24 protein-coding genes are annotated in these 25,925 nt (G+C 71.7%); 12 read left to right on the forward strand and 12 right to left on the reverse strand.

Annotated features, from left to right (window positions below; genetic code table 11):
* Nucleotides 1–190: 190 nt before the first annotated feature.
* The gene (locus AB0D48_RS32245; protein ID WP_362405027.1) at nt 191–1,309 is read right to left on the reverse strand and encodes a glycosyltransferase; all 1,119 of its coding nucleotides are present in this window, start codon (nt 1,307–1,309) and stop codon (nt 191–193) included.
* Entirely contained in the window at nt 1,306–1,845 is a 540-nt protein-coding gene (locus AB0D48_RS32250) for a WcaF family extracellular polysaccharide biosynthesis acetyltransferase (RefSeq protein ID WP_362405030.1), read from the reverse strand. The genes AB0D48_RS32245 and AB0D48_RS32250 overlap by 4 nt, the downstream gene beginning before the upstream one ends.
* 168 nt (nt 1,846–2,013) lie before the next feature.
* Here AB0D48_RS32250 and AB0D48_RS32255 point away from each other — a divergent pair, with 168 nt between their 5' ends.
* Nucleotides 2,014–3,477 (forward strand): hypothetical protein, encoded by a 1,464-nt coding sequence (locus tag AB0D48_RS32255; protein ID WP_362405139.1) that lies wholly within the window; start codon nt 2,014–2,016, stop codon nt 3,475–3,477.
* A 263-nt stretch (nt 3,478–3,740) separates the two neighbouring features.
* Here the strand turns inward: AB0D48_RS32255 and AB0D48_RS32260 are convergent, their stop codons facing one another.
* From AB0D48_RS32260 to AB0D48_RS32270, 3 genes are read right to left on the reverse strand one after another with little or no spacing between them, the layout of a single operon-like run.
* Entirely contained in the window at nt 3,741–4,958 is a 1,218-nt protein-coding gene (locus tag AB0D48_RS32260; RefSeq protein WP_362405033.1) for a hypothetical protein, read from the reverse strand.
* Nucleotides 4,955–6,712: a lipopolysaccharide biosynthesis protein gene (locus tag AB0D48_RS32265; RefSeq protein ID WP_362405035.1), complete on the reverse strand. Its 1,758-nt coding sequence runs from the start codon at nt 6,710–6,712 to the stop codon at nt 4,955–4,957. Before AB0D48_RS32265 ends, AB0D48_RS32260 begins: the two co-directional genes overlap by 4 nt.
* Nucleotides 6,709–7,920 carry a glycosyltransferase family 4 protein gene (locus tag AB0D48_RS32270; protein WP_362405142.1) on the reverse strand — a complete coding sequence of 404 codons (1,212 nt, stop codon included), beginning with the start codon at nt 7,918–7,920 and terminating at the stop codon, nt 6,709–6,711. The genes AB0D48_RS32265 and AB0D48_RS32270 overlap by 4 nt, the downstream gene beginning before the upstream one ends.
* Before the next feature lie 166 nt (nt 7,921–8,086).
* On the opposite strand from AB0D48_RS32270, the gene AB0D48_RS32275 reads away from it, so the two are divergent.
* Complete coding sequence (locus AB0D48_RS32275; RefSeq protein WP_362405038.1) at nt 8,087–8,569, forward strand: adenylyltransferase/cytidyltransferase family protein; 483 nt, start codon at nt 8,087–8,089, stop codon at nt 8,567–8,569.
* On the opposite strand, the gene AB0D48_RS32280 is transcribed toward AB0D48_RS32275, so the two are convergent.
* Entirely contained in the window at nt 8,550–9,287 is a 738-nt protein-coding gene (locus AB0D48_RS32280; protein ID WP_362405041.1) for a CDP-alcohol phosphatidyltransferase family protein, read from the reverse strand. The genes AB0D48_RS32275 and AB0D48_RS32280 overlap by 20 nt on opposite strands.
* 211 nt (nt 9,288–9,498) lie before the next feature.
* Between AB0D48_RS32280 and AB0D48_RS32285 the strand changes: the two genes are divergently transcribed.
* Nucleotides 9,499–10,038, forward strand: a complete 540-nt coding sequence (locus tag AB0D48_RS32285) for a MarR family transcriptional regulator (RefSeq protein WP_362405044.1) — start codon at nt 9,499–9,501, stop codon at nt 10,036–10,038.
* 12 nt (nt 10,039–10,050) lie between these two features.
* Here AB0D48_RS32285 and glgX read toward each other — a convergent pair whose 3' ends face one another.
* Nucleotides 10,051–12,231: a glycogen debranching protein GlgX gene (glgX, locus tag AB0D48_RS32290; RefSeq protein ID WP_362405146.1), complete on the reverse strand. Its 2,181-nt coding sequence runs from the start codon at nt 12,229–12,231 to the stop codon at nt 10,051–10,053.
* Between the two features lie 366 nt (nt 12,232–12,597).
* Between glgX and AB0D48_RS32295 the strand changes: the two genes are divergently transcribed.
* The 8 genes from AB0D48_RS32295 to AB0D48_RS32330 all read left to right on the forward strand — a co-directional run bounded on the left by AB0D48_RS32295 (nt 12,598) and on the right by AB0D48_RS32330 (nt 20,969).
* Entirely contained in the window at nt 12,598–13,827 is a 1,230-nt protein-coding gene (locus tag AB0D48_RS32295) for an Ig-like domain-containing protein (RefSeq protein WP_362405047.1), read from the forward strand.
* Between the two features lie 168 nt (nt 13,828–13,995).
* Entirely contained in the window at nt 13,996–14,880 is an 885-nt protein-coding gene (locus AB0D48_RS32300; protein ID WP_362405050.1) for a SpaA isopeptide-forming pilin-related protein, read from the forward strand.
* Between the two features lie 42 nt (nt 14,881–14,922).
* On the forward strand, nt 14,923–15,630 hold the full coding sequence (locus AB0D48_RS32305) for a L,D-transpeptidase family protein (protein WP_362405053.1): 708 nt from the start codon (nt 14,923–14,925) through the stop codon (nt 15,628–15,630).
* Between the two features lie 146 nt (nt 15,631–15,776).
* A complete protein-coding gene (locus AB0D48_RS32310) occupies nt 15,777–16,994 on the forward strand; it encodes an Ig-like domain-containing protein (protein ID WP_362405149.1) in 1,218 nt (405 codons plus the stop codon).
* A gap of 85 nt (nt 16,995–17,079) precedes the next feature.
* Nucleotides 17,080–17,847, forward strand: coding sequence for an enoyl-CoA hydratase-related protein (locus AB0D48_RS32315; protein WP_362405056.1), 768 nt, complete (start codon nt 17,080–17,082; stop codon nt 17,845–17,847).
* A 274-nt stretch (nt 17,848–18,121) separates the two neighbouring features.
* Nucleotides 18,122–18,634, forward strand: coding sequence for an ATP-binding protein (locus AB0D48_RS32320; RefSeq protein WP_362405059.1), 513 nt, complete (start codon nt 18,122–18,124; stop codon nt 18,632–18,634).
* A gap of 365 nt (nt 18,635–18,999) precedes the next feature.
* The gene (locus AB0D48_RS32325; protein ID WP_362405062.1) at nt 19,000–19,794 is read left to right on the forward strand and encodes a polysaccharide deacetylase family protein; all 795 of its coding nucleotides are present in this window, start codon (nt 19,000–19,002) and stop codon (nt 19,792–19,794) included.
* On the forward strand, nt 19,791–20,969 hold the full coding sequence (locus AB0D48_RS32330; RefSeq protein WP_362405065.1) for a YncE family protein: 1,179 nt from the start codon (nt 19,791–19,793) through the stop codon (nt 20,967–20,969). Before AB0D48_RS32325 ends, AB0D48_RS32330 begins: the two co-directional genes overlap by 4 nt.
* A 218-nt stretch (nt 20,970–21,187) precedes the next feature.
* Here AB0D48_RS32330 and AB0D48_RS32335 read toward each other — a convergent pair whose 3' ends face one another.
* Entirely contained in the window at nt 21,188–22,426 is a 1,239-nt protein-coding gene (locus tag AB0D48_RS32335; protein ID WP_362405068.1) for a cytochrome P450, read from the reverse strand.
* A complete protein-coding gene (locus AB0D48_RS32340) occupies nt 22,407–23,186 on the reverse strand; it encodes a tRNA-dependent cyclodipeptide synthase (RefSeq protein WP_362405071.1) in 780 nt (259 codons plus the stop codon). Before AB0D48_RS32340 ends, AB0D48_RS32335 begins: the two co-directional genes overlap by 20 nt.
* A 254-nt stretch (nt 23,187–23,440) precedes the next feature.
* Between AB0D48_RS32340 and AB0D48_RS32345 the strand changes: the two genes are divergently transcribed.
* Nucleotides 23,441–23,653 carry an EF-hand domain-containing protein gene (locus tag AB0D48_RS32345; RefSeq protein ID WP_362405074.1) on the forward strand — a complete coding sequence of 71 codons (213 nt, stop codon included), beginning with the start codon at nt 23,441–23,443 and terminating at the stop codon, nt 23,651–23,653.
* Nucleotides 23,654–23,753: 100 nt separating this feature from the next.
* Here the strand turns inward: AB0D48_RS32345 and AB0D48_RS32350 are convergent, their stop codons facing one another.
* From AB0D48_RS32350 to cbiQ, 3 genes are read right to left on the reverse strand one after another with little or no spacing between them, the layout of a single operon-like run.
* On the reverse strand, nt 23,754–24,311 hold the full coding sequence (locus AB0D48_RS32350; protein ID WP_362405077.1) for a PadR family transcriptional regulator: 558 nt from the start codon (nt 24,309–24,311) through the stop codon (nt 23,754–23,756).
* Nucleotides 24,312–24,346: 35 nt separating this feature from the next.
* A complete protein-coding gene (locus tag AB0D48_RS32355; RefSeq protein ID WP_362405080.1) occupies nt 24,347–25,177 on the reverse strand; it encodes an ATP-binding cassette domain-containing protein in 831 nt (276 codons plus the stop codon).
* The gene (gene cbiQ / locus AB0D48_RS32360) at nt 25,174–25,923 is read right to left on the reverse strand and encodes a cobalt ECF transporter T component CbiQ (RefSeq protein ID WP_362405083.1); all 750 of its coding nucleotides are present in this window, start codon (nt 25,921–25,923) and stop codon (nt 25,174–25,176) included. Before cbiQ ends, AB0D48_RS32355 begins: the two co-directional genes overlap by 4 nt.
* Nucleotides 25,924–25,925 lie beyond the last annotated feature (2 nt).

Consider the following 25,925-nt stretch of genomic DNA (forward strand, 5'->3'; position numbering starts at 1 on the left):
GGGGCCTGGCACGCACGCTCGCCGCGTTGTCGTCGGTCACCGACGTCCCCCAGCTACCGCTGGGAGGTGCCCCCACCGCGTCGATTCCCTCCTCCGCCTGCGATCGCACGCACCAGGCCCCGCCAGCCCCGCCCTCCGGGCGGCCGACGCTACTTCGACGACACTCCCTAGTACGCCGGCCGGTGAGGCCCTACTTCCGGAGTGCCGCCTCGTACACCGGGAGCAGGGTGTCCAGGACGGCGTCCATCGAGAAGGACTCCGCGGCCAGTGTGCGCGCCGCCCGGGAGGCCGCCGCGTTCGCCGCCGGGTCCAGCAGGGCCAGGACCGCCGCCGAGACGCCCGCCGGGCCCGGGTCGACCGCGTGCCCCGCGCCCGCCGCGGTGATGTCACGGGCCAGGCCGTTGGAGTGGGTCACCACCGGCGGGACGCCCACCGCGAGGGCTTCCAGGACCGACATCGGGAACGGCTCGTCCACGGAGGGAAGTACGTAGACGTGGGCCCGGCGCAGCTCCGCCAGGACGTCCTCGCTGGACAGGGCTCCCGGCACGGTGAAGCGGGACGAGAGGCCCAGGGCCGTGACGCGCGCACGGACGGCTGCCGCCTCACCCTCGTCCGGGCCCGCGACCACGAAGTGCGCGTCCGGGTGCGCCGCGAGGACCGCCGGGGCCGCGTCCACGAAGTCCACCGGCCGCTTACGGGCCTGCAGGCGCGCCGAGTACAGGACGCGCGGCGGCCCCGACAGGGCGGGGCGTGCCTCCTGCGCCGGGGTGCCGTTGACCAGGCGGACCGCGTTCGCCAGGGGCGGCGCCCCCACCACCGCGTCCAGGCCCTGCCGTTCGTGCGGGGTCAGGTGGAGCACCGTGTCCGCGCCGCGCAGCAGCCGGCGTACCGCCACCGCGTCCAGCACCTTGGCAAGCAGCTTCTCGCTCGGGTCCACCATCCCGTGGGTCTGCAGGACGAGGGGTCTGCCGGCCCGCAGCGCCGCCAGGGCCACCGGCAGGGTCACCAGGTCCCGGGCCAGGTGGACGTGGACGACATCTGCTTCCCGGACCAGGCGGCCGGCCGTCGCCAGCAGCGCCGGCGAGGTCATCCCGCTGAAACCGAGGGGGAGCAGTCTGCGGGCCGGGAACAGCTTCGCCGGCACGCCCTCCACGGACGTGGGCCATTCCTCGAAGTCCTCGCCCAGCGCCAGCAGCCGCGCGTCGTGGCCCCGGGCCCGCAGCCCTTTCGCCAGGTTCAGCGCGACCCGTACCGGCCCGCCGAAGGCGTGCGAGGGGGAGTGCAGCGTGACGGCGTGCAGGACTTTCACTTCGGCTCCTCCACCGGGCGGCGCCGCCCGTCCTGGGTCTGCAGGGTCAGCTCCGGCAGGTCCTTGTGTACGACGGCTCCCGCGCCCGCGACCGCGCAGCGGCTCACGGTCACCCCGGCCAGCACGGTCGCCCGTACCGCCACCCACGCGCCGTCCTCGACCGTGATCGGGGCGTTGCGGTAGCGGAAGCCGGCGGCCCGGTGGTCGTGCGAGCCGGTGCACAGCATCGCCTCCTGCGAGAGGCACACGTGCGAACCGATCGTCACCGGCTCCAGGTTCAGCAGCCAGGCGCCCTCGCCGATCCACGTGTGGTCCCCGACGGTCAGCTTCCACGGCCACAGCACCCGCACCCTGTGCCGGATCAGCACGCCCTCGCCGATCTTCGCGCCGAAGGCGCGCAGCAGCGCGACCCGCAGCCGCGCCGGACAGAACCAGCTCATGAACAGCGTGTTCATCACGGCGAACCAGAGCGCCTGCGTCAGCAGCCCGCGCCCCTTGTCGTATCCGGCCAGAGTGAAGGCAGGAAGGTCACGCAACGGAAGCCCCGATCATCCACCCTCCCCCTGACGTCGTCGGGGGGACCCCCGGCGCCTCCCCGGGCGCCGCCCGCTCAGACTAGACTGCGCCCGGACCAGGCACATGGGGTGGGGGCGGCAGTGGCAACGGACATACGCAAGCCCTCCGCAGCGGCGGCGCCGCACCCCCTGGAGGACGAGACCCTGTGGGGCAGGGTCACCACCCCGCGGACCCTGCTCTCCCGCGCGCTGTCCGTCCCGCTCGCCCTCGGCTTCACCGTCTTCCTGCCGCTCCTCGTCGCCGTCCAGTCCGGCGCGGGCCAGCGCGACGCGGCGTTCTGGCTCCAGCTGCTGCTCACCATGTACGCGGGCGCCCGCCTCTCCGCGATGGTGCTGACCAGCCGCCGCAAGCTGCTCCAGGGCTCCTTCTGGCTCTTCGTCTACATGGCCATGGGGGTGGCCCCCCTCGCGCAGGCCGTCCTCGGCCAGGTCCCGACCCCCGTCGTCGGGCCCCGCTCGGACCTCACCGTCGCCATCGGCCTGGTGCTCCTCGGCTGCACCGCCTTCGACGTGGGCGTCCTGCTGGCCCGTCACCGGCCGGCCGGCCGGGCGGGCGGCTCCCAGAAGGAGTCGCGCCCCGTCATGACCCACAGGCGGCGGCTCCAGCTGCTCACGGTCCTGTCCTTCGTGTGCAGCGCCGCCTTCGTGATGAAACTCGGCGGTCCGGCGGTCTTCTTCTCCAGCCGCCAGGAGATCATCGCGGGCATCCAGGAGGCGGGCGTCTCCAACGGCGACGGCCAGGCCGGGCAGGCACTGCTGCGCGGCTTCGGCACCGTACCGGCGCTGCTGTCGCTGCTGCTCTACACGCGCTGGCTGATCACCTCGAAGTTCGCCCGCCGCAAGGTCTCGATCATCGTCACCTGGTCGGCGCTCGCCGTGCTGAACCTGGTGGTCAACAACCCGATCTCGAACCCGCGCTACTGGTTCCTGACGGTCATGTTCGCGATGCTCTTCACGGTCTTCCCGGTCAGCGCGGCGATGTACCGGGTGGCGCTGTCGATGGCCGTGGTCATCGCCCTCCTCGTGTTCCCGTTCGCGGACCGCTTCCGGTACGACGAGAAGAACTACAGGCCGGTCGAGACGACGTCCTTCCTGGAGCCGATGGCGCTCAAGGACTACGACCAGATCGGCATGTTCGCGAACACCATCACCTTCTCGAACTCCGGTCCCGGGCACTTCTACGGCCGCCAGCTGGCCGGATCCGTCTTCTTCGCGGTGCCGCGGTCGGTGTGGCCGGGCAAGCCGCGGGACACGGGCGTGATGGTCGGCCAGTGGATGGGCACGGTCAACACCAACCTCTCCTCCCCGATCTGGGCGGAGCTGTGGATCGACTTCGGTCCGCTGGGCATGGGCGCCGGGCTGCTGGCCATGGGGTACGCCTCGGCCCGTGTGGACCGGCGCTACGCGAAGCGCGCGACGCGGAGGGCGCCGCCGGGGAGCCTGATCTCGGTGGTCGTCCCGCTGGTCGCTGGCTACTCCTTCATCCTGCTGCGCGGCCCGCTCCTCCAGGCGTCGGGGCGCGTGGCGATCGCGGCCCTGTGCCTGGCGCTGGTCGCGACCTACCGCACGGACAAGGCCACCACGCTGCGCTGAGGGCTGCGGCGGCGCCCCTGGGCTCCGCGGGACCGGCCGGCCCGGGTGCGGCGCCGCTGCCGGGGCTCCGCCCCTGACCCCGCGCCGCCGTCGGGCGGGATGGGTTGCCCGCAGAGAAATTTCAGCCTCGCCGGCGTTTGAGGCGCGGGCGCGGAGCGCCGTGTCTGGACCCCCACCCGAACTCGGCGGGGCAGCCGAACCCAGCCTCGCCGGCGATTGAGGCGCGGGTCCGGGCGGAGCCAGGGGAGGCCCCGCGCAGCGGATCAGGCCGGGGTCGGGTGCGGGGCCGGGGTCGGGGCCGGGAGGCGGGAGACGCGGAGCCAGCTCGCGGCGGCCTTGGCGGCAGAGCCGGCCGCCAGGCCCCAGGCCGCGCCCGCCACCCCGTACGCCGCGTAACCGGCCAGCAGGAACACCACCGACAGCAGGGAGAAGACCACCTGCAACGACAGCGTGGCCTTGGGGGCCAGCACCCGCAGGGTGAGCAGCGCGCAGGTGCCCAGCCCCATCACCGCGTACTGGGCCCCCGTCGCCGGCAGCAGCCCGGACGCCGAGGCCCAGGTGTCGCCCAGCAGCTGACGGCCCACCCGGTCGGGAAGCGCGTACAGCACCGCCCCCCACCCGGCGCCGAGCAGCGCCAGCACCACCGCCAGCAGGCCCGTCGCCCGGACCGTGGCCCGCTTGCCACCGAGCCGCGACAGCACCGGCGGCCCGAAGGAGTTCGCCGAGTTGAACAGCACGTTCAGCGGCCCGAACAGGGTCGTCGCACCCCGCAGCGCACCGACGGCCAGCGGCGTCGCGAAGACGCCGAGGCCCAGTACGGCGAGCTGGCTGGAGCCGTTGCCCACCGCGAACTCGACCACGAACCGCTGCCCCAGGTGCCCGCGCCGCACGTACGGCCGCAGATCGGCCCGCGCCCCGCGCACGTACGGCCGCAGCAGCCACAGCCCCAGGCCCAGCGCCGGCAGCGCGGAGATCCCCCACACCAGCACGAGCCGCCCTGCGGAAGCCCCGGACGGCTGGAGGGCCAGCGCCGCGACCACGCACACCAGCCGCAGCGCGTCGGCGGCCAGCGCCCGCTCGGGGGCCCGCAGCGCCGAGAAGCAGTACCGCAGCCCGTCCTGCAGGAGCACCAGCGGCAGTACGAGGCCCAGCGCGAGGAACGCCCGCCCCGTGGCACCGGACAGGGCCAGGCCCACGGTCGCCAGTACCGCCCCGACCACCGCTGAGGCGGCCCCCGTGAAGCCCACGGCCGACCGGCACACCGCGCCCAGCCGTTCGCCCTTCTCCAGGACGACGCTCTGGCCCACGTAGGCCATGTTCAGTCCGAGGAGCACGGTGAAGGTCACGTACACCATCGAGAAGTCGGCGAAGCCGGCCTCCGTGGACAGCCGGGCGGCCAGCACCAGCACCAGGATGTTCGTGGCACTGGAGGCGGCCTGGTCCAGGACCGACGCGACCGCCGCGAGGCCGCGTCGGCTCATCTGCGGCCCATGCGCACGGTGCGCAGCGCGACGGTGTCCGTGCCGTCACCGGGGATGTGCTGCTCGGGCTCGGCCACTTCGTACGGGATCGGCTGGGGCTGCGGAGCGGCCTTCCCGGACGTTCCGGAGCCGGCGGCCGGCCCCGTGGAGGCCGGGACGATCTTGTCCTTGCCCCGGCCGCGCTTCTCGCCGGGCAGCGGCGCGTGCAGCACCGCACCGAGCACCGTGCCGCCGGCGCCGCTGATCAGCTCCCGGATCCGGGACAGGTCGGTGCGGTGGACGGCGCGCGGGTTGCAGACGACCAGGACGCCGTCGACACGGTCGACGAGGGCGAGGGCGTCGGCGTACGAGAGCACGGGCGGCGCGAGCACGACCACGGTGGAGTTGGGGGAGTCGGCCTCGGAGATCAGCTGGGTGGCGCGGGCGGAGGTCAGCGCGCGCGGGACGTTGCGCGCCCGTTCGCCGGGAATCAGGTCGAACGAGCCGGACTCCCCGGCGTCGACGACGAGCTGGCGGCCGTCGGGCCACTCGGAGTCGGCGTGGCGTCCGCCGGCGGTCGGGCTGCCCGGGGTCCGGCTCCACCGGGGCCGGCCGCCGGCGTCCGTCGGCAGCTGGCTGGCCAGTACCGGCGTGCGCAGGTCGGCCTCGATGAGCAGGACGTCCTTGCCGGTCTCCGCGAAGGAGGCGGCGAGGTTCACGGCGACCGCGGCGGCGGTCTCGCTGCTGCCGCGCGGGGCGACGACGAGCAGTCGGCGCCGGTCGGCGAAGCGGGAGTCGTAGGCGAGCCGGAAGGCCACCGAGCGGTACTCCTCGGCGAGCCGGGGATCGGCCTCGCCGGCGGCGAGCAGCGGCCCGCCGCCCGTCTTGTCCCGGGGCAGGTAGCCCAGCACGGGAGCGCGCAGGGCCCGTGCCACATCGCCCTCGGACCGCGGCGCCGGGTCGAAGACCAGCCGGACCCAGGCGGCCAGCAGGCCGAGTGCGAGGCCCACGGCCGCGCCGAGCGCGAGCGACATGACGATGCCGGGCCCGTCGGTCGCGGTGGGCGCGGTCGCGGCGCTGGTGACCCGGCCCGGGGTCATGTCGAGGGCTTCGAGCTTGGTGATTTTGGTGTTGTAGCCGCCGACCTCGCTCTGCAGGTCGGTCTTGGCGGAGCTGGCCGCGTCGCGCCCGGCGCCGGCGGGCATCCGGGCGATCTCCTTGGTGAGCTCGTCGAGCTGCTTGGCGATCGGATCGCGCTGCTCCTTGTACCCCTTGACCATCTTGTCGCGGGTGGCGTCGAGGGCTTCCTGCCGCTTGAGCAGGTACGCCTCGGTCATCGCGTTGGCCCGCTTGGCGGCCTCCTTGGGGGAGGACGCGGTGTACGTGAAGCGGAGCACCATCGTCTGCGGCGGGTTGGTCACCTGGAGGCCGCTGCGCAGCTCGGCGAAGCCGGACGCGGACACGCCGAGCTTCTTCGCGGCCTCGTTGGCTATGGAGGAGCTGAGCGCGACCTGGCGCTCCGAGCCGATGTTGATCGCCTTGTCGGGGGCGAGGCTCGGGTTGAACGGGTCGTCGGTGGGCGCGCGCAGGACGACGTCGGCCGTCGCGACATAGGTGTCGGCCGTGGAGATGCCGAGGTAGACGCCGCCCAGCAGGCCGACCCCGATGCCCGCGCCGAGGAGCCGGCGGTAGCGCAGGAGCTGGCGGAACTGATCCCGGAGGAGGTCCGGTTCGTCCTCGGCCGGTGCCGCTGCAGGGCGGTTCGTCTCGATCACGGCCGGGGACCCCCAAGTGCTTCGTCTATCAGTGCGTCGATGCGGGCCAGGCCCGCTTCACGGCTCAGGTGGGCCGCCACGTGGCGGGGTCCGGCCGCTCCCAGTGCGTCCGCGCCTTCCGGGTCCTCGGCCAGGGCCCGTACGGCCTTCAACAGCGCCTCGGGGTCCTCCGGCTGTACGAGCACCCCCGCCCCCGAACGCTCCACCTCCTGAGCGGTTCCGCCTTCCGCCGCCACGGAGGCGACGACGGGCCGGCCCGCCTGGAAATAGGAGGTGAGCTTCGACGGAACGCTCATGTCCAGCACGGCGGCGTGCTGTGTGACGGCGAGTACGTCCGCCGCCGCGAGGATATCGGGGAACTCGCCGTCAGCGGCAGGGGGGATGATGTCCAGATTCGGGACGTCGGCGGCGAGCTCGGCGAGGGCCGAGCGCTGGCTGCCGTCGCCCATGAGGACGAAGCGGACGCTCGGGTCCAGCCGGGCGGCGCCCACGAGGACCTCCAGCCCCTGCTTGAGGCCCATGTTCCCGGAGTGCAGGACGACGGTCTGGTCGGGGGCCCAGCCCAGGTGGCGGCGCGTCTCGCCGCGCGGCTTGGTGGGCACCGCCACGTGGGACCAGTTGGGGACGAGGCGGATCCTGCCGGGGTCCACGCCCATGCCGACGACCCGGTCCACGAAGGTCTCGTGGATGACGCCGACGAGGGTGGCCCGCTTCAGGGCGTACGCCTCGGCGCGGCCGGCGACCGCGGCCGCCTTGTCGCCGCCGCTGATCCCGCTCTGCGCGGCGGCGGCGCCCATCAGGTCCTGGACCACCGGGACGTACGGGACCTTCCACCGCGCCGCGAGCCGGGCGGCCAGCACCCCGCCGGCCAGGCTGGGCATCTGGGCGAGGACCGCGTCCGGCTTGGGCATCTTGGGCGGAGCCACGGCGCCGTGCAGCAGAATCGATCCTTCGAAAAGGGCTCGCTTCACGGCGGTCTGCTCCTGCGGCACGGTGTGCGCACGCCGGTGTACGGTGACCCCCGCGCGCTGCTCCGTGCGCCGGAGCGCCCCCTGGTACTCCGGCTCCAGCGACCACGCCGGGTAGTGCGGCATGCCGGCGAGGACGTGGGTCTCGTGGCCGAGATTTGCCCAGTGCTCCGCGATCTGGGTGGCGTACGGCCCAATCCCCGCGTGCTCGGGAGCGTAATTGGTGGAAACCAGCAGCATGCGCCGGTGACCGGATCTCGACACTGAACGTCCCCTTCTCCCCTGGATGATGCGCACGTCACCCTATTCGTTCACCCGCACGGTGCGGAACGTGCACGCTATTGTCTGCTAATCCGCTACACCGGGGGGTGTGGCCGCTGGGGGGTAAGAGATGACGGAGCGGGACATGTCCGAACGTGGCGCGCCCACACGCAGGCCGTACCGAGTCGGATATGCGCCGGGTGCCTACGATCTCTTCCATATCGGGCATCTCAACATCCTTCGGCACGCCCGGAGCCAGTGTGACTACCTGGTGGCCGGGGTCGTCTCCGACGAGATGGCCGAACTCGCCAAGGGGCGCCGCCCGATGATCCCGCTCGTCGAGCGGCTGGAGATCGTCCGCAGTGTGAAGTACGTGGACGCCGCCTTCGTCGAGACGGTCCCGGACAAGGTGGAGACCTGGAAGCAGGTCCGCTTCGACGTCATCTTCAAGGGCGACGACTGGCGGGGCACCCCCAAGGGCGACAAGCTGGAGAAGGACTTCGCCGCCCACGGCGTCGACGTCGTGTACTTCCCCTACACCGTCCACACCTCCAGCACCCAGCTGCGCCGGGCGCTGGACGCCCTCGCCGAACCCCTCGCGGACCCGCTCACCGCGGAACGGCGCTGAGCTCCCGGTACCACTTGGCGAGGAACGCCAGCAGGAACAGCCCGGCGACCGCGCCGAGGCCCGCGTACGCCCATCGGAACAGCCCTCCGCCGCCGAGCAGCAGGAACACCAGGCAGAACACCCCGTAGTCCACGGGCAGCAGCGCCACCGCGCGTACGGTCGAGGGTGCGGCGGCGGGGCTCCCCGGAGCCGGCCTGGGCTTGAGCTTCTCGGTCAGCAGCCCGCCGAAGAAGGTCACGACCGCGGCGAACTGGAAGCCGAGCGGCACGAGCAGCCAGCCGTCGCCGCCCGTTCCGCCCCCTCCGATCCCGTACGCGTCGGGGAAGCGGTAGAAGGCGATCAGCACGCAGGAGTGCAGCGCGGTGAGTTTGGCGCAGTCCACGACGTGGTCGAGCCACTCGCCCGCGGCGCTGCCGCCCCCGCGCAGCCGGGCCAGCTGCCCGTCGGCGGAGTCGAAGGCGAACCCGACGGCCAGCGCGGCCCAGACGGCGATCCCGAGCCCCCAGGAGGGCGCGGTCAGCGCGACCGCGGCCGCGGCGGCGAAGCTGAAGGCGGCGCTGACCAGCGTCACCTGGTTCGGGGTGAGCCCGAGCGCGTACGATCCGGCGGCCAGGTAGCGCCCGGCGGGACGGTTGACGAACCGCGAGTAGAGCGACACCCCCTTCGCCGACTTCTGCGCTCCGCGCAGCTCCCGCAGCGCGGTTCCGACTCTGCCCATGCACGGCCCCCTCAGTGACGATGTCGAACACATCATCGCAGGGCGAACGAGTAGGTCGGCTCCGGGCGTTTGCGGACATCCGGAAGCAGCAGTGCGGACACCTGCGCGGCGGCGGTCAGTGCGGTCGGCGCATCATTCGTCAACGAAATAACTCCCGGGGTCGGACCGGCAAGGACTCGGTGAAGGGCCGGCGGCGGGCCATAATTCGGGCATGGGTACTTCGGACAGGGGCACAGAGACGGGCACGGCCCCGGAAACGCCGTCCGAGGACTCCGTCGACCGGCACATCGCCCGATGGACCGGCAAACTGCCCTTCGACGTTCCCACCGAGGCAGTCATCACCCGGATCCAGCTCCTGGCCAAGCACCTGTCCCACAGCAAGGAGCGGGCGCTCGCCGAGACCGGGCTCCAGGCCTTCGAGTTCGAGACCTTGCACCGGCTCGCCTCCCGCGGAGCACCCTGGCGCGCCGCCTCCGCCGAACTCGCCGCCGAACTGCTGCTCTCCCCGGCCGGGATGACCGGCCGCCTCGACACCCTGGAGAAGTCCGGCCTGATCCGCCGGCTGCGCTCCGCCGCCGACCGCCGCCGGGTCGACGTGGAACTCACCGAGGAGGGCCACCGGCGCTGGACCGACGCCACGCGCTGGCGCGGCATCGCCGAGGCCGAGATGGTCGAACCCCTCGACGAGGCCGAGCGTGCCGCGCTCTCCGCCCTCCTCAAGCGGATGCTCATCCAGGTCGAATCCCGCTGACGCCGGCCCGGTTCACCCGGTCACCCTGAGCAGCAGGACCGACCGGGCCGGGACCGTCACGGTCTCGCCGCCGCGGTGGCGGGTGAGCGGGGCCGCGGACTGGTCCTCGCGCGAGGTGTCCAGGACGAGCTCGTAGCCCTCGGCCCACGGCGCCCCCGGCACCACCCACGGCACCGGCCGGTCCCCGGTGTGCAGCAGGGCCAGGAAGCTGTCGTCCGTCACCTGGCGGCCCCGCGCGTCCCGGCCCGGGATGTCACGCCCCGACAGGTACATCCCGAGCGCGGCGCCCGGCGCGTACCAGTCCCGCTCCGTCATCTCCGCACCCGCCGGCGTGAACCAGGCCAGGTCCCGCAGCCCGTCCGCCCCCTGCGGCCGGCCCGAGAAGAACGCCCGCCGCCGCAGCACCGGATGGGAGTGCCGCAGCGAGATCAGCCGCGCCGTCAGCGCGAACAGCTCCCGCCACGCCGGGTCCTCCAGCAGCGACCAGTCCACCCACCCCGTCTCGTTGTCCTGGCAGTACGCGTTGTTGTTGCCGCCCTGGGTGCGCCCGAACTCGTCCCCCGCGACGAGCATCGGCACCCCCGTCGACAGCAGCAGGGTGGTGAGGAGGTTGCGCAGCTGCCTGCGGCGCAGCGCGGCGATCTGGGCATCGTCCGTCTCGCCCTCCGCGCCGCAGTTCCACGACCGGTTGTCATTGGTCCCGTCCCGGCCGGCCTCCCCGTTCGACTCGTTGTGCTTGCGCTCGTAACTCACGAGGTCCCGCAGGGTGAAGCCGTCGTGCGCGGTCACGAAGTTCACCGAGGCGTACGGCCGCCGCCCGCCCCACGCGTAGAGGTCGCTCGACCCCGACAGCCGGTAGCCGAGGTCCCGTACGTCGGGCAGCGCGCCCCGCCAGAAATCCCGTACGGCATCGCGGTACCGGTCGTTCCACTCCGTCCACAGCGGCGGGAACGCCCCCACCTGATAGCCGCCCGAACCCACGTCCCAGGGCTCCGCGATCAGCTTGACCCGCCGCAGCACCGGATCCTGGGCGATCACCGCCAGGAACGGCGACAGCATGTCCACGTCGTGCATCGAGCGGGCCAGCGCCGCCGCCAGGTCGAAGCGGAAGCCGTCCACCCCCATCTCCGTGACCCAGTAGCGCAGCGAGTCCGTGATCAGCCGCAGCACGTGCGGGCGTCCCGCGTGCAGGGTGTTCCCGCAGCCCGTGTAGTCGGCGTACCGACGCTGGTCGGACTGGAGCCGGTAGTAGCCGCGGTTGTCGATCCCGCGCAGTGACAGGGTCGGACCGAGCTCCCCGGCCTCCGCCGTGTGGTTGTAGACCACATCGAGGATGACCTCGATCCCGGCCGCGTGCAGGGCCTTGACCATGCGCTTGAACTCGCCGACCTGCTGGCCGGCCGTACCGCTCGACGAGTACCCCGCGTGCGGGGCGAAGTAGCCGACCGAGTTGTAGCCCCAGTAGTTGCGCAGCCCCTTGCGCAGCAGGTGGTCCTCGTGCGCGAACTGGTGCACCGGCAGCAGCTCGACCGCCGTCACGCCCAGCTTCGCCAGGTGATCGACGGCCGCCGGATGGGCGAGGCCCGCGTACGTGCCGCGCAGCTCCTCGGGAACCCCCGGATGGCGCATCGTGAAGCCGCGCACGTGCAGCTCGTAGATCACCGAATCGGCCCAGGGCGTCTTCGGCCGGACGTCGTCCGACCAGTCGTCGTCATCGTGGACCACGACCCCCTTGGGGACGAACGGCGCCGAGTCCCGGTCGTCGCGCACGGTGTCGGCGATGTACTGCTGCGGCCAGTCCCGCACGTGCCCGTACACCTCCGGTGGCAGGCTGAAGTCACCGTCCACGGCCCGGGCGTACGGGTCCAGGAGCAGCTTCGCCGGGTTGTGCCGGGCGCCCGTCCAGGGGTCCCAGCGCCCGTGCACCCGGAACCCGTACCGCTGCCCGGGGCGCACGCCCGGCACGAAGCCGTGCCAGATCTCGTGCGTGAGCTCCGTCAGGGCGCAGCGGGTCTCGGCCCCGCCCGCATCGAACAGGCACACCTCCACCGCCTCCGCGCCCTGCGCCCACAGGGCAAAGTTCGTGCCCGCCGTCCCGCCGGTCCCGTCGCCGCCCTGGCGGAACCGGGCACCCAGGGGATGCGAGGACCCGGGCCACACGGGTGGCCCCGGGCGCGCCGGTGCCCGTAACACCTGCCCCCTGACCTGGCCGTTCGGCCGCCCGCTCGGCGGATCGTCCACCCGCGGCGCGGGCGCGGCGAGGCCGCCGCGCACCGCGTTCACGGCATCAACGGCATCAACGGCATCAACGGCATCAACGGCATCCACCGCGTCCACCGCGTTCCCGACGGCTTCCACCGCCTCTTCCTGCTCGGCTGCGCTCGACACTGCCCGCCTCCACGGCTCCTGGGTACCTGCGGGGGAGGGGAGTGCGGCCCCGGCGTCCCGGCCCGGGCCCGTCCCCGTCTGGTCCTTCCCACTGTTCTGCCCGGACTGATCCGCCCGGAACGTGCGTCCCGCTCACGTTTCCCCCGGAGGGGCCCGGTCGTTGGAGGGATCGTGACACTTCTGACGAGGCGGGCAGGGGCGGGCTTGGCCGCCGTGGCGGCATGGGCGGGCCTCCTCGGCGGCCTGACCGCATGTACCCAGGGCGGCCGGTCCCCGGTCGAGATCGAACTGCCGGGCAAACCCCGTTCGCCGGACGAGGCCATCCGGATCACCCCCGACGACAACGCCAAGGGGGTCCCCGCCGACGGACGGCTGAGCATCACCGTGCCCGAGGGCCGGCTGGAGCGGGTCGTCGTCACCAAGGTGGAGGACGCGCAGGAGGAGCAGGTCCCCGGCACCATCGCCGACGACGGGCTCAGCTGGAGCCCCGACCCCGAGGCCGCCCGGCTCTCGCTCGCGGCCAAGTACACCGTGGACGCCGTCGCCCTCGACGGGCACGACCGCCGCCAGGCCCGGCACACCACCTTCACCACCTACGTCCCCGAAGAGCGGTTCATCGGCTACTTCAAGCCCGAGAACCGCTCCACCGTGGGCACCGGCATGATCCTCTCCTTCAACTTCAACCGGCCCATCGAACACCGGGCCGAGGTGGAGCGGGCCATCATCGTCACCTCCGACCCGGCCGTGCAGGTCGTCGGCCACTGGTTCGGCAAGGAGCGGCTCGACTTCCGGCCCAAGCAGTACTGGAAGGCGGGCACCAAGGTCACCGTGAGGCTGAAGCTGCGTGACATCGAAGGCGCGCCCGGCTCCTACGGCATCCAGGACAAGACGGTCACCTTCACCGTGGGCCGCTCCCAGATCTCCACCGTGGACGCGGCCGCGCACACCATGGAGGTCCGACGGGACGGGGAGCTGCTGTCGACCGTGCCGATCAGCGCCGGAGCGCCCAAGACCACCACGTACAACGGGAAGATGGTGGTGATGGAGATGTTCGACGTCACCCGGATGAACGGCCAGACCGTCGGGTTCGGCGGCGAGTACGACATCCCCGACGTCCCGCACGCCATGCGGCTCACCTCCTCGGGGACCTTCCTGCACGGCAACTACTGGCTCAGCCCCGACACCTTCGGCAGCAGCAACATGAGCCACGGCTGCGTGGGCCTGCGCGACGACAAGGGCGGCGGCTCGGACACCCCGGCCGGCTGGTTCTTCGACCGGACCCTGGTCGGGGACGTCGTGGAGGTGGTGAACTCGCAGGACAAGACGGTGGCCCCGAACAACGGCCTGGGCGGCTGGAACATGTCCTGGGCCGACTGGGTCGCCGGCTCCGCCATCGCCTGAGAGCCGCCGGGTACGCCGATCACCACCACCGTCCCGCACCCTCCCGTGGCCACGGGAGGGTGATCGGTATGACCGGAATGCCGTAGCGGTCGAGTGTCCTCCCGCACTCCCGTACGACGATCCCCCAGCCTGTCAGGGGCGACAGCCCCAGGCGACGGACGGAGTGTCATGGCAGCCAGGACAGCAAGGGTGTGGCCGCTCGGCCTCGCCGTGGCGGCGGTGCTCGCCGCGGCGGGCCCGGCCCGTTCCGCGGACGTGGACGGGCCCGTCGTCAGCGCCCAGGTGGTGCTGCGGAACACGGACCTGGACACCGGAGCGCCCCTGACCGGGGCCGCCTTCGAGCTGTGGCGGGAGGTAAACGACCAGCAGGGGCTCCAGACCACCGGACCGGCCGCCGACGAGAAGCACGAAGGCGCCTGCGTGACCGACGCCAAGGGGACCTGCACGGTGGAGCTGCCGGCCGGCGAGACGTACTACTGGCGGGAGACCGTCGTCCCCGCCGGGTACGGGACCCCCGAGGACCCGGTCACCGCCTTCACCGTGGCCGAGACCGACGCCAAGGCGGGAATCGTCCTCAACGTCGCGCACCGCAAGCAGGGCGCGGAGTACAGCGGCCGCATCCGGATCCTGAAGGAGGACGCCAAGACCGGGTCGCGGCTGGGCGGTGCGGTGTTCGAGCTCTGGAAGGAGACCAACAGCACCGAGAGGCTCCAGACCCGGGGCATCAACGCCGACCAGCGGGTCAGGCCCGGCTGCGCCACCGACCAGAAGGGCGTCTGCGACTTCGACGGGCTGCCCGAAGGCGAGTACTACCTGCTCGAGACGGACGTCCCCGAGGGGTACGTGCTGCCGGAGACCCCGGTGACCGGCCCGCTGAGCCTGGACGACGAGACCGGCGGCCGGCGGGTGGTCACCCTCGAGAACGAGCGTGACCCGTACGCCGGCGTCCCCATCAAGGACTCGGACGAGGACGCCCGCCGGATGCGCCGGTGGAGTGGCCTGCTCACCCCCTCGGCGGAGCAGCACGGGCCGTACGCCCGCCCCGCGGGTTAGCTGGGCTGCGAGGGTCCGGCTGGCGGGCCCGAGGAGGCCGGGATGACTACAGGTCAGGCGACGAGCCCCCGGGGTGGTGTCCGGGCGGCCGTGCTCGGCGCCCTGCTCGTACTGGCGGGACTGAACCCGTCCCCGGCGGCGGCGGAGCCGGAGACCGCGTGCGCGGCGGGCACCGGCCCCTACCAGCGGGAGTTGGAGGAGCACATCGGGCGGCCCGTCGACGGGGTGCAGTCCTCGGCGGACTGCCTCGCCGTCCGCGCCTTCCAGCGGAAGAACGGCGTCATCCCCGCGGACGGCTACCCGGGCGTCGCCACCTACCGCACGATGCTCGTCGTGGCCGCCCGCCCGGACCCCAACGCCGCGGGCGACTGCCCCGTCCGCTCGTACCGCGTGACGTGCGTGGACATGGACCGGCAGCTGCTGTGGGTGCAGCAGGGCAGCCGGGTCGTCTTTCCGGTCGTGCCCGTCCGCACCGGCCGTGACACCCAGGAGACCCGGCCCGGCTGGCACGAGGTGTACTGGCGCAGCAAGGACCACAAGTCCACGCTGTACGCCGACTCCCCCATGCCGTACTCCCAGTTCTTCGACGGGGGCCAGGCCCTGCACGGCCGCACCGGCTACCTCTACGCCCACGGCGGCTCCGCCGGCTGCGTCAACCTCACCGTCGCCGACGCCGAACGCCTCTGGAACCTGCTGGACGAGGGCGACGCCGTCTACGTCTGGGGCACGAAGCCCGGAACCGACGACTGACCTGCGACGCCGTCACCGTCCGTTCCCCGACAGTTGGGACGGAACAGTGACAAGACCGTGGCTTTTCGTGTTCTCCCCATGTGATTTCCTGTCGACAAGCGCGCGACTGCCCGCGCGCGGGGGACATGGGGAGAACACGAGTGAACCTGCAGCCGATACGCGGCCGCGCCCGCACCGGCCTGCCGGCCCTTCTGCTGGGGGCGGCCCTGCTGCTGACCACCGCGTGCAGTGGCGGCGGAGGCAACAGCAGCGGCAGCGGTGGAGACAACGCGGGGGGCGGCGGCAAGACCGGCACCGAGGCGTCCAAGGCCGTGGTGAACGTCAAGCCCGACGACGGCGCCAAGGAGGTCGCGACCAGCGGCGTCCTAAAGATAACCACCACCGGCGGCAAGCTCACCACGGTGACCGTCGCCGACACCAAGGGCAACGCGGTCGACGGCAAGCTGGCCGACGACGGCGCGAGCTGGGAGCCGGCCCGCCACCTGGCCTCCGCCACCGAGTACAAGGTGCACGCGATCGCCAAGGACGAGGCCGGCCGGGAGTCCGCCAAGGACACCACCTTCACCACGCTGACCCCGACGAACACCTTCGTCGGCCACTACACGCCCGAGGACGGTGCCACCGTCGGCGTGGGCATGCCGGTCTCGATCAACTTCAGCCGCGGGATCACCAACCCGGAGGCCGTCGAGAAGGCCATCACCGTGACGGCCGAGCCGGCCGTACAGGTCGAGGGCCACTGGTTCGGCAACGACCGTCTCGACTTCCGCCCCGAGAAGTACTGGGCCGCGGGCACGAAGGTCACCGTGAAGCTCGCCCTCGACGGAGTCGAAGGCCGCCCCGGCGTCTACGGCAAGCAGACCCGTACGGTCACCTTCACCGTCGGCCGTTCCCAGGTCTCCACGGTCGACGCGAGCGAGCACACCATGCAGGTCGTCCGCGACGGCCAGGTGCTCAAGAACGTCCCGATCACCGCGGGCGCCCCGTCGACGACCACGTACAACGGGCAGATGGTCATCAGCGAGAAGTACAAGGTGACCCGGATGAACGGGGCGACCGTCGGCTTCGGCGGCGAGTACGACATCTCCGACGTCCCGCACGCGATGCGGCTGTCGAACTCGGGCACCTTCGTCCACGGCAACTACTGGGCCTCCTCCGGCACGTTCGGCTCGGAGAACGTGAGCCACGGATGTGTCGGCCTGAAGGACGTCCGCGGCGCCGGCGACGGCAACCAGCCCGCCGCCTGGTTCTTCAACGAGTCGCTGATCGGCGACGTGGTCATCGTCAAGAACTCCAAGGACAAGCAGATCGCCCCGGACAACGGCCTGAACGGCTGGAACATGGACTGGGCGGAGTGGATCAAGTAGTCCGCCGTCCGTAGTTCCCGGTGGCCCGGTGCTGTGACACACAGCACCGGGCCACCTTCCGTTAACCGCCGCTAACCTTCCTCGTATGACCATCTCTCTCGAAGTCTCCGAAGGCGTCGGCACCATCCGCCTGGACCGGCCGCCCATGAACGCCCTGGACATCGCCACCCAGGACCGGCTGCGCGAGCTCGCGGTGGAGGCGACCGACCGGGCCGACGTCCGCGCGGTCATCCTCTACGGCGGCGAGAAGGTGTTCGCGGCCGGCGCGGACATCAAGGAGATGCAGGCGATGGACCACGCGGCGATGATCGCCCGGTCCCGCGCCCTGCAGGACGCCTTCACCGCAGTGGCCCGCATCCCCAAGCCCGTCGTCGCGGCCGTCACCGGCTACGCGCTGGGCGGCGGTTGCGAGCTCGCGCTGTGCGCCGACTATCGGATCGCCGCCGACAACGCGAAGCTCGGCCAGCCCGAGATCCTGCTCGGCCTGATCCCGGGCGCGGGCGGCACCCAGCGGCTGTCCCGGCTGATCGGCCCGTCCAAGGCCAAGGACCTCATCTTCACCGGGCGCATGGTCAAGGCCGAGGAGGCGCTCACCCTGGGCCTGGTCGACCGGGTGGTCCCCGCCGCCGAGGTGTACGAGCAGGCGCACGCCTGGGCCGCCAAGCTGGCCCAGGGACCGGCGATCGCGCTGCGCGCCGCCAAGGAGTGCGTGGACGCGGGCCTGGAGGCCGACATCGACACCGGGCTCACCATCGAACGCAACTGGTTCGCGGGTCTGTTCGCCACCGAGGACCGCGAGCGCGGGATGCGCAGCTTCGTCGAGGAGGGCCCGGGCAAGGCCAAGTTCGTATAAGGCGCAGCCGCCTAAGGCGCAGTCGTACAGGGCGCAGTCGTACGGGTCCTCCCTGTGGGTGGTTTAGCCAGGCCTTAAGGGGGACTTAAGCGAGTTCGGTGATCCACTCACTGTGATCACCGTCGTGCGCTGCGTCACGGCAGGTCAGGGTGCCTTCCTTGCCTCCCCGTTGCCTCGCGCATATGACAAGGCACCCCCTCGGGCCCTTCGGATCCGGGGGGTGTTTTCCTGTGGAAAGGCCCGGAGGGGCGGGGCGGCCGTCCATGATGGGTGCATGGCGGGCCTGGAGGGTGTGGAACAGCCGCGGCAGCGCAGCAGCGCTTCGGCCGTACGGCTCACGGCGGCGGTCGAGGATGAACAGGGCCTCAAAGCGCTGGAGTTGTACGGGAACCCGGCCGAGGGGGAAGTGACCCTGCCGTCCATGCCCGAATCGGCCGGCACCGCGCGCCGGCTGACCCAGTGCGTGGTGGTCCGGCTCTGGGGCCTCTCCCCGCAGATCGCCGAGCACGCCGTCCTGCTCGTCTCGGAGCTCGTCGGCAACGCGGTCCGGCACACCGGGGCCCGCACCTTCGGCTTACACATGAAGCGGCGGCGCGGCTGGATCCGGGTGGAGGTGCGCGACCCCTCGCGCGGACTGCCCTGTCTCATGCCGGTCCACGAGCTGGACGTCACCGGCCGTGGCCTCTTCCTCGTCGACAAACTCTCCGACCGCTGGGGGGCCGACCTGCTGCCCCGCGGAAAGATCACATGGTTCGAGATGCGCGTAGCCGACCGCCAGAACGCCTGAAGCCCCCTGGTCGCCGTGGTGGGCGGTGAGGGGGCTTCATGGGTGCGCCGAGGATCGATTGGGGTGTGATCCTCGGCGTGGCGACTTCGCTCGGGTCAATGGGGAAGCCGTGGTTCCGACTATGGCAGACGTGGGCCCGAACGCCAAAAGTCCCTACTCGGACATAAGTGTGCAAATAGTGAGAGTTTCTAGCTAAATCCTAGGTGAGGTGGGCCACGCGCCTCGCAATCCATGAATAACTATCAACCGCTCTGCGTAAATCGTTGATCACATAGCGGATGGGTCACCCTGTCGGCCCCCTTCGGCGAACGTCCTGAATTGGGTCAATCATTACCTTCCGGGCCTTCCACCCCTTAAATGGGCAGGTGCTCTCACATTCAGGCCGCCGCGCGGTCCTGCGCGCGGCCGGTATCTGGGCGACCGGTGCCGCCGCGGCGGGCCTCACCGCCGCCTGCGGATCGGGCCGCCCCGCCACGACGCCCACCCCGCCCCCGGGCCCGGCCAGACCGGTCCGCCCCGCCCAGGAGGCCGGGGCCCTCCCGCGCCGGTTCGCCGGACAGCCCGTCGAGATCGGCCACGGTCCGCGCGACCGCCCCCGGGTCGCCCTCACCTTCCACGGCAACGGGGAACCCGCCATCGCCCGGGCGGTGCTGGCCGAGGCCGAGAAGGCGGGCGCGCGGGTCACCGTACTGGCGATCGGCAGCTGGCTCGACGCCCACCCGGACATGGCCCGCCGGATCCTCGACGGCGGCCACGAGCTCGGCAACCACACCCAGCACCACCTCGCGATCAACAGCCTGCCCGAGGCGGAGGCGTACGCCGAGATCACGGGCTGCGCCCAGCGGCTCAAGCGGCTGACCGGCTCCATCGGCACCTGGTTCCGGCCCTCCCAGACCCAGTACGCCACCCCGCTCGTCCAGGAGCTGGCCCAGCGGGCCGGTTACCCCCACGTCCTCTCGTACGACGTGGACTCCCTCGACTTCACCTCGCCCGGCGCCGCGGCCGTCATCCGCACCGTCACCGGGACGATCCACGCCGGATCGGTGGTGAGCCTGCACTTCGGCTACGCGGACACGGTCGACGCGATGCCACCCCTCCTCGAAGAACTCGCGCGCCGCAAACTGCGCGCGGTGACCACCACGGAGCTGCTGACGCCATGAAGACCACCCGCCTTCCCCGGAAGGCCGCCGTGCTGCTGGCCGGTCTGGTCCTCGCCGCCCTGGCCGGCTGCGGATCGGCCGACAAGGGACCCGCCGAGGCGCTCGGCACGAAGGGCCCGGCCAAACCCGTCAAGGCCGTCCCGCCGGGCCTCGCCGGGATGCCACCGCTCCTCGATCCGAAGGACGTGTACGCGGCGGACCGGCCGAACCAGCTGTCCCCGGTGGTCAAGGACTTCCCCTCCCGCGTCTACGTGCCGAACACCAGCTCCAACACGGTGTCCGTCATCGACCCGGCGACGTACAAGGTCATCGACACCATCCCGGTCGGCGTCCAGCCCCAGCACGTGGTCCCCTCCTGGGACATGAAGACCCTGTGGGTCAACAACAACCGCGGCCACACGCTCACCCCGATCAACCCGGCCACCGGCGAGGCCGGAGAACCCGTCGAGGTGCACGACCCGTACAACCTGTACTTCACGCCGAACGGCAAGTACGCGGTCGTCATGGCCTCGATGGACAAAGAGCTGGTCTTCCGCGATCCGCACACGATGGACCGGGTGAAGTCCGTCCCGGTGAGCTGCTTCGGCGTCAATCACGCGGACTTCTCCGCCGACGGCCGCTACTTCATCGTGAGTTGCGAGTTCTCCGGTGAACTCCTCAAGGTCGACACCGAGAAGATGGAGGTCATCGGACAGCAGAAACTGCCGTTCGAGGGCGCGATGCCGCAGGACGTCAAGGTCTCACCGGACGGAAAGACCTTCTACGTCGCGGACATGATGGCGGACGGCATGTGGGTGCTCAGCGGTGACGCGTTCGAGACGCCGAAGCTGCTGCCCACCGGAAAGGGCTGCCACGGGCTGTACGTGAGCCGCGACTCCAAGGAGATGTACGTCTCCAACCGGGGCGAGGGCAGCATCTCCGTCTTCGACTTCCCGCGGAACAAGCTCACCAAGAAGTGGGAGCTGCCCGACGGCGGCAGCCCCGACATGGGCGGCGTCTCCGCCGACGGCAAGGTGCTCTGGCTGTCGGGCCGCTACAACTCCGAGGTCTACGCGATCGACACCGTCACGGGCAAGCAGCTCGCCCGGATCCCGGTGGGCAGCGGACCGCACGGGCTCGCCGTGTACCCCCAGCCCGGCCGCTACTCGCTCGGACACACCGGCATCTTCCGGTAGGCGGCACGGACGGGGCCGTGCGGACAGGCCGCGCGGGGAGGCCGCGCCGGCCACGCGGACAGGACGGTGCCCCGGGAGCTCGCACAGCTCCCGGGACACCGCCGGTATGTGTGCCGGCCATACGGACCGGGCCGCGCGGACACGGCCGCGCGGAGAGGACGGTGCCCCGGGAGCTCGCACAGCTCCCGGGACACCGCCGGTATGTGTGCGCCTGCGGACTACCAGGCCACCGGAAGCCGCTCCGGCAGGCGCTTGATGAAGCCGGTGCGCCAGACGAGGTTCTCGGCGGGTACCGCGAGCCGCAGCCCGGCCAGCTGCTCGACCAGCACCTCCAGCGCGATCTCGGCGTGCGCCCGGCCCAGGGCGGACGCCGGGCAGAAGTGCCGGCCCGCGCCGAAGGCGAGGTTGGCGTGGGAGCTCTCGCGCTCCAGATCCAGCTCGTCCGGGTTCTCGAAGGCCTCCGGGTCGAAGTTGGCCCCCTCCAGCAGGACGAGGACGAGCTCACCCTCCTTCACCAGGACGTCGCCGACCTGGACGTCCGCCAGCGCGATGCGCGGCAGGCCGTCGCCCACGGACAGGTTCCAGCGCAGCAGCTCGTCGACCGCCTTGCCCATGCGCTCCGGGTGCTCGCGCAGGTACCGGATGAGCTCGGGCTTCTGGAGCAGCGCCAGGACCGCGAGGACCAGGAACGCGGAGGTGGAGACCGCGCCCGCGCCGAAGAGCGAGACGGCCACCGTCGCGAACATGTCGTCGGTCAGGTGCGCCGACTCCGGGTCCGCCTCCTTCAGGCCGGCGAACTTGCCGAGGAGCCCCGTACGCTCCTCGGCGGGCAGGGCCAGCTGGACGTTCAGCTGCTCGACGAAGTAGCCCACGTCCTTGTACCAGTTGAGGGCCGAGTCGGCGAACGGCTCGCGTGCGGTCATGAACGCGACGTCCAGACCCGACATCAGCCGGCGCCAGTCCTCGAAGGGGACGCCGAGGACCTGACAGTGCAGCGCCGCTGAGAAGGGGTCGGCGAACCCCGCCCGGAGGTCGGCCGGACCGCCCTCGGCCACCATCTGGTCGATCAGCTCGCCCGCCTTGGCGCGCAGCCAGTCCTGGAGCCCCTTCTGGCGCGGGTTGAGCGCCTTCATCACGGCATTGCGCAGGCCCGCGCTGTTGATGTTGCCCATGTTGTTGACGACCTCGGGCGGGATCGTCAGCGCGTACTGGCGCGGGACTCCGGCGTTCGCCGTGTCCTTGAGGCTGAACCGTTCGTCCTCCAGCACCTGCTTGGCCAGGGCGTAACTGCTCACCAGCCAGGCCGGGTCTCCGGTGAGGGTGCGCACCTTGGCCACCGGGGCCTTTTCGCGGAGCCACGCGCACTCCTCCGGGAGGACGTCACCGCGCCGAGAGAGCGGGAAGTCGAGGAGCGGCTGCTCCTGGGTCTCCTGGCCCTCAAGCTGCTCGACGCTCATCGACGTTCCTTTCGGTTGGTACGTGGTTCGGGTCGCTCCCGGGCGCCGTGTGCTCCTGCGCGGTCCCGGCCGCCTCGGGGCGGACGACGGCGTACGCCTGATTGCGGGTGGCGCGCAGGCCTCCGCCGCGCGCGAAGAGGACGTCCGTCAGCGGCATCTTGACGTGGTAGGCCGCCACCGAGGACGGCACGTCGAGAATGCTCGGGGTGTCCACGAAGAACGGCAGCTCGGCCGCCATGTAATCGAAACAGACCTGCAACTGCTCGTCTGTGATGGATTCACCTTCCGGCAACTTGGAGCCGACAAAGTGCAAGGCCATCTTCTCGCAGCCCTTGCGGAATTCGTCGTCGGTCTCCAGAAAATGCAGCACGCGCCGGTGCAGTAGTTGGTAGACGGGGTTCTCCTGGAACTCCGAAAGTGCCCTCACACGGATTTCTCCCTGAGGCGGTCCTGATTCTTCCACACCTTTCAGGATCCGCCGCCGGACTGCCTTTATCTCCTTCGTGGCGCGCTTCTCCGCGTGCTCCGGGGTGTAGCCGAAAGCGGCGAACATCCGGTCCACGTGGAGGTCTGCGTAGACGAAGTCGACCTGCGCGAAGCGGGTCGTGGCCCACTGGGCAAGACGGGTGATGCGCTCGGAGCTGAAGTAGCTGTTGCCAGGACTCACTCCGATGAGCACATGGTCGCCGTCTTCCCAGATATGGCGGCAGGTGCGGGTGAAGGGCAGAACTTCGAATGATGCATCAGCTGTGATCGTCACCTGTGTGATCGCCCTTGTTGCCGCTTGTCCCTGGGAGCCCTGCGCTCCTGGTGTGGCGGCAATGCCGGTACGTTATGCGGTGGTGCCGGAGCGTGACAAGTCCAGGCTGGATTTGTTGGCCGGAATTATCGCTTCCGCCTTACGGAAGAGTAATTGAATATCTATCTGCCGCCCGAACGGGACCCGGAGCGGAGGCCGGCTCCGGGGGCCGCTACCCTGAGCCGGTCAACAAGCACCGAGAAGGGGTGGACCCAGTGGCGGACATCGAGAGCGCACGGGCGACGTTCAACAAGTTCGACGTGAACGGTGACGGCTTCGTCACGGCCGACGAGTACAGCGCGGCCATGAAGGCGATGGGCGACGCGTACGTCACCGGCGCGGTCGCGGACGCCGTGCTCGCCGCCAAGGACGCCAACGGCGACGGCCTGCTGAGCTTCGACGAGTTCTGGGCCGCCCTGAACAAGTAGGCCCCCGCGAAGCAGGCCCGCGCGCAGCGGCCTCCGCGTCGCCCCCGCCCCTGCTGCCGGGCGGGGGCGCGGTCATGCCGTCGCCCTGCCCGGGATGCGGTCATGCCGGAGTGCCGCCCGGGGGCGTCATGTCCTCGACTTCGGTGAGGGCCTCCTGGAGCCAGTGCAGCCAGAACGTCTCCAGGGCGATCCCGCCGTGCAGGACGAGACGGCGCAGCCGGTCCTCCACGGCGTCCCGCTCCGGCGGGAAGTCCTTCTCCTCGATGGCCTCGTACTGGGCCAGCTGGCGCCGGTGCAGCTCCAGATGGCGCCGCAGCTCGGGTCCGAGCCCCTGCGGCCCGACCACCCCCGCCGCGCGGAGGCGCAGCAGCAGGGGATCGCGCATCGGCTTCGGGTCCTGGCTCTCGCCGACCCACCGGGCGAGCTCCGCGCTGCCCGCCGGCAGAACCTCGTACTCCTTCTTCTGCCCCCGTACGGGCACCTCGCTCGGCAGCTCCCGGATCAGCCCGGACTCCTCCAGCTTGCCGAGCTCGCGGTAGATCTGCTGGTGCGTCGCCGACCAGAAGAACCCGATCGACTTGTCGAACCGCCGGGTCAGCTCCAGCCCTGACGAGGGCTTCTCGAGCAGGGCGGTGAGGATGGCGTGCGGGAGCGACATGACGCCATCCTAGGTTTGCCGTGGCTCCGGCCGGTCTACGGCCGTGACGGCCATGCGGCCAGCGCCTCCGGTGTGCGGGGGCCCGGGACGTCAGCGGGCAGCAGGCCGCGGGCACGCAGGAAGGCCGTCACGGCCGGCGACCAGGCCTGCCGCAGGCCCGCCTCGGCGAGCAGGGCGGGATCCGAGAGCAGCGCCCGGGCGGGGCCGACCCGGATGCCCGACGGGGTCAGGACCGCGGCGTCGTCGGCCCACCGTACGGCCAGGTCCACGTCGTGAGTGGCCATCACCACCGTGGTCCCCGACGCGCGCAGCCCGGCCAAGGCGTCCAGCAGCCGCTCCTGGCCGTCCGGGTCGAGCCCGGCGGTCGGCTCGTCCAGGATCAGCACCCGCGGAGCCATCGCCACCGCGCCCGCGATCGCCGCTCGCTTGCGCTGCCCGTACGAGAGCAGGTGGGTCGGGCGGTCCCGCAGCGCCGTGATGTCCAGCGCGGCGAGGGCGGAGTCGACCCGCTCGCGGACGTCGGGCAAGGGCAGGCCCAGGTTCATCGGGCCGAAGGAGACGTCCTGTTCCACCGAGGCCGCGAACAGCTGGTCGTCCGGGTCCTGCACGACCAGCTGGACCGCCGTCCGCAGCCGGGTCAGGCCGGCGCGGTCGTACGCGACCACCGCCCCGTCCAGGTGCAGCGCGCCCGACCCGGGCCGCAGGCCTCCGCTGAGCAGCCGCATCAGCGTGGTCTTGCCGCTGCCGTTGCGGCCCAGCAGGACCAGTGCCCGGCCCTCGGCGATCCCGAAGTCGACGCCGGAGAGCACGGCGGGCCCGTCCTCGTACGCGTAGCCCGCGCCCACCAGTTCCACCAACGGCCTCACAAGTACAGCTCCTTCAGTACGAGAGTCATGACGGTCAGCCCGGTCAGCAGCGCGGCGGAGGCGGCCAGGAACCGCCAGGACAGTGCGGCCTCGGGGACGAGCACGCGCAGCGCGCCGTCGTAGCCGCGCCCGGCCAGGCCCGACTGGAGCCGCGCCGCGCGGTCGAAGGCCCGTACGAACGAGGTCGCGGCCAGCCCGCCCACCGAACGCCACGCCGCCGCCCGGCCGGTGGTGCCCAGCCGGGCCGCCTGGGCCTGCCGGACCCGGGCGAGGGAGTCGAGCAGCAGGAACCCGATCCGGTACATGACCAGGGCCACGTCCACCACGGGAGCCGGCACCCCCGCCCGGACCAGCCGCGGCAGCACGTCCGACACCGGGGTGGTGAACGCGAACAGCAGCACGCCGAGCGAGGCCGCCGAGGTGCGCAGCAGCAACTCCACGGCGTGCCGGGGGCCGTCCGGGGCCAGCGAGACGAAGCCGGCCGGCCCCCCGACGGCGAACAGCAGCGGCAGCGCCCCGGTGAAGCAGAACCCGAGCGGGATGCGGAAGGCCCGCCACAGTTGCCGCCGGGCCACCCCGGCGGGGCCGAGGAGCACGGCGAGGGTGGCCGCGGCGACCAGCGGCCCGCCGGGCCACGGGGGCAGGCACACCGCGGCGACCGTCAGTCCGATCCCCAGCAGGGCCTTCTCCAGAGGGTGGCGATGGCGCCAGCGACTGCTGTGCGCCGCCGCGTCGATCGGCAGCACCG

Source organism: Streptomyces sp. NPDC048269, assembly GCF_040652395.1.
Classification (GTDB): domain Bacteria; phylum Actinomycetota; class Actinomycetes; order Streptomycetales; family Streptomycetaceae; genus Streptomyces.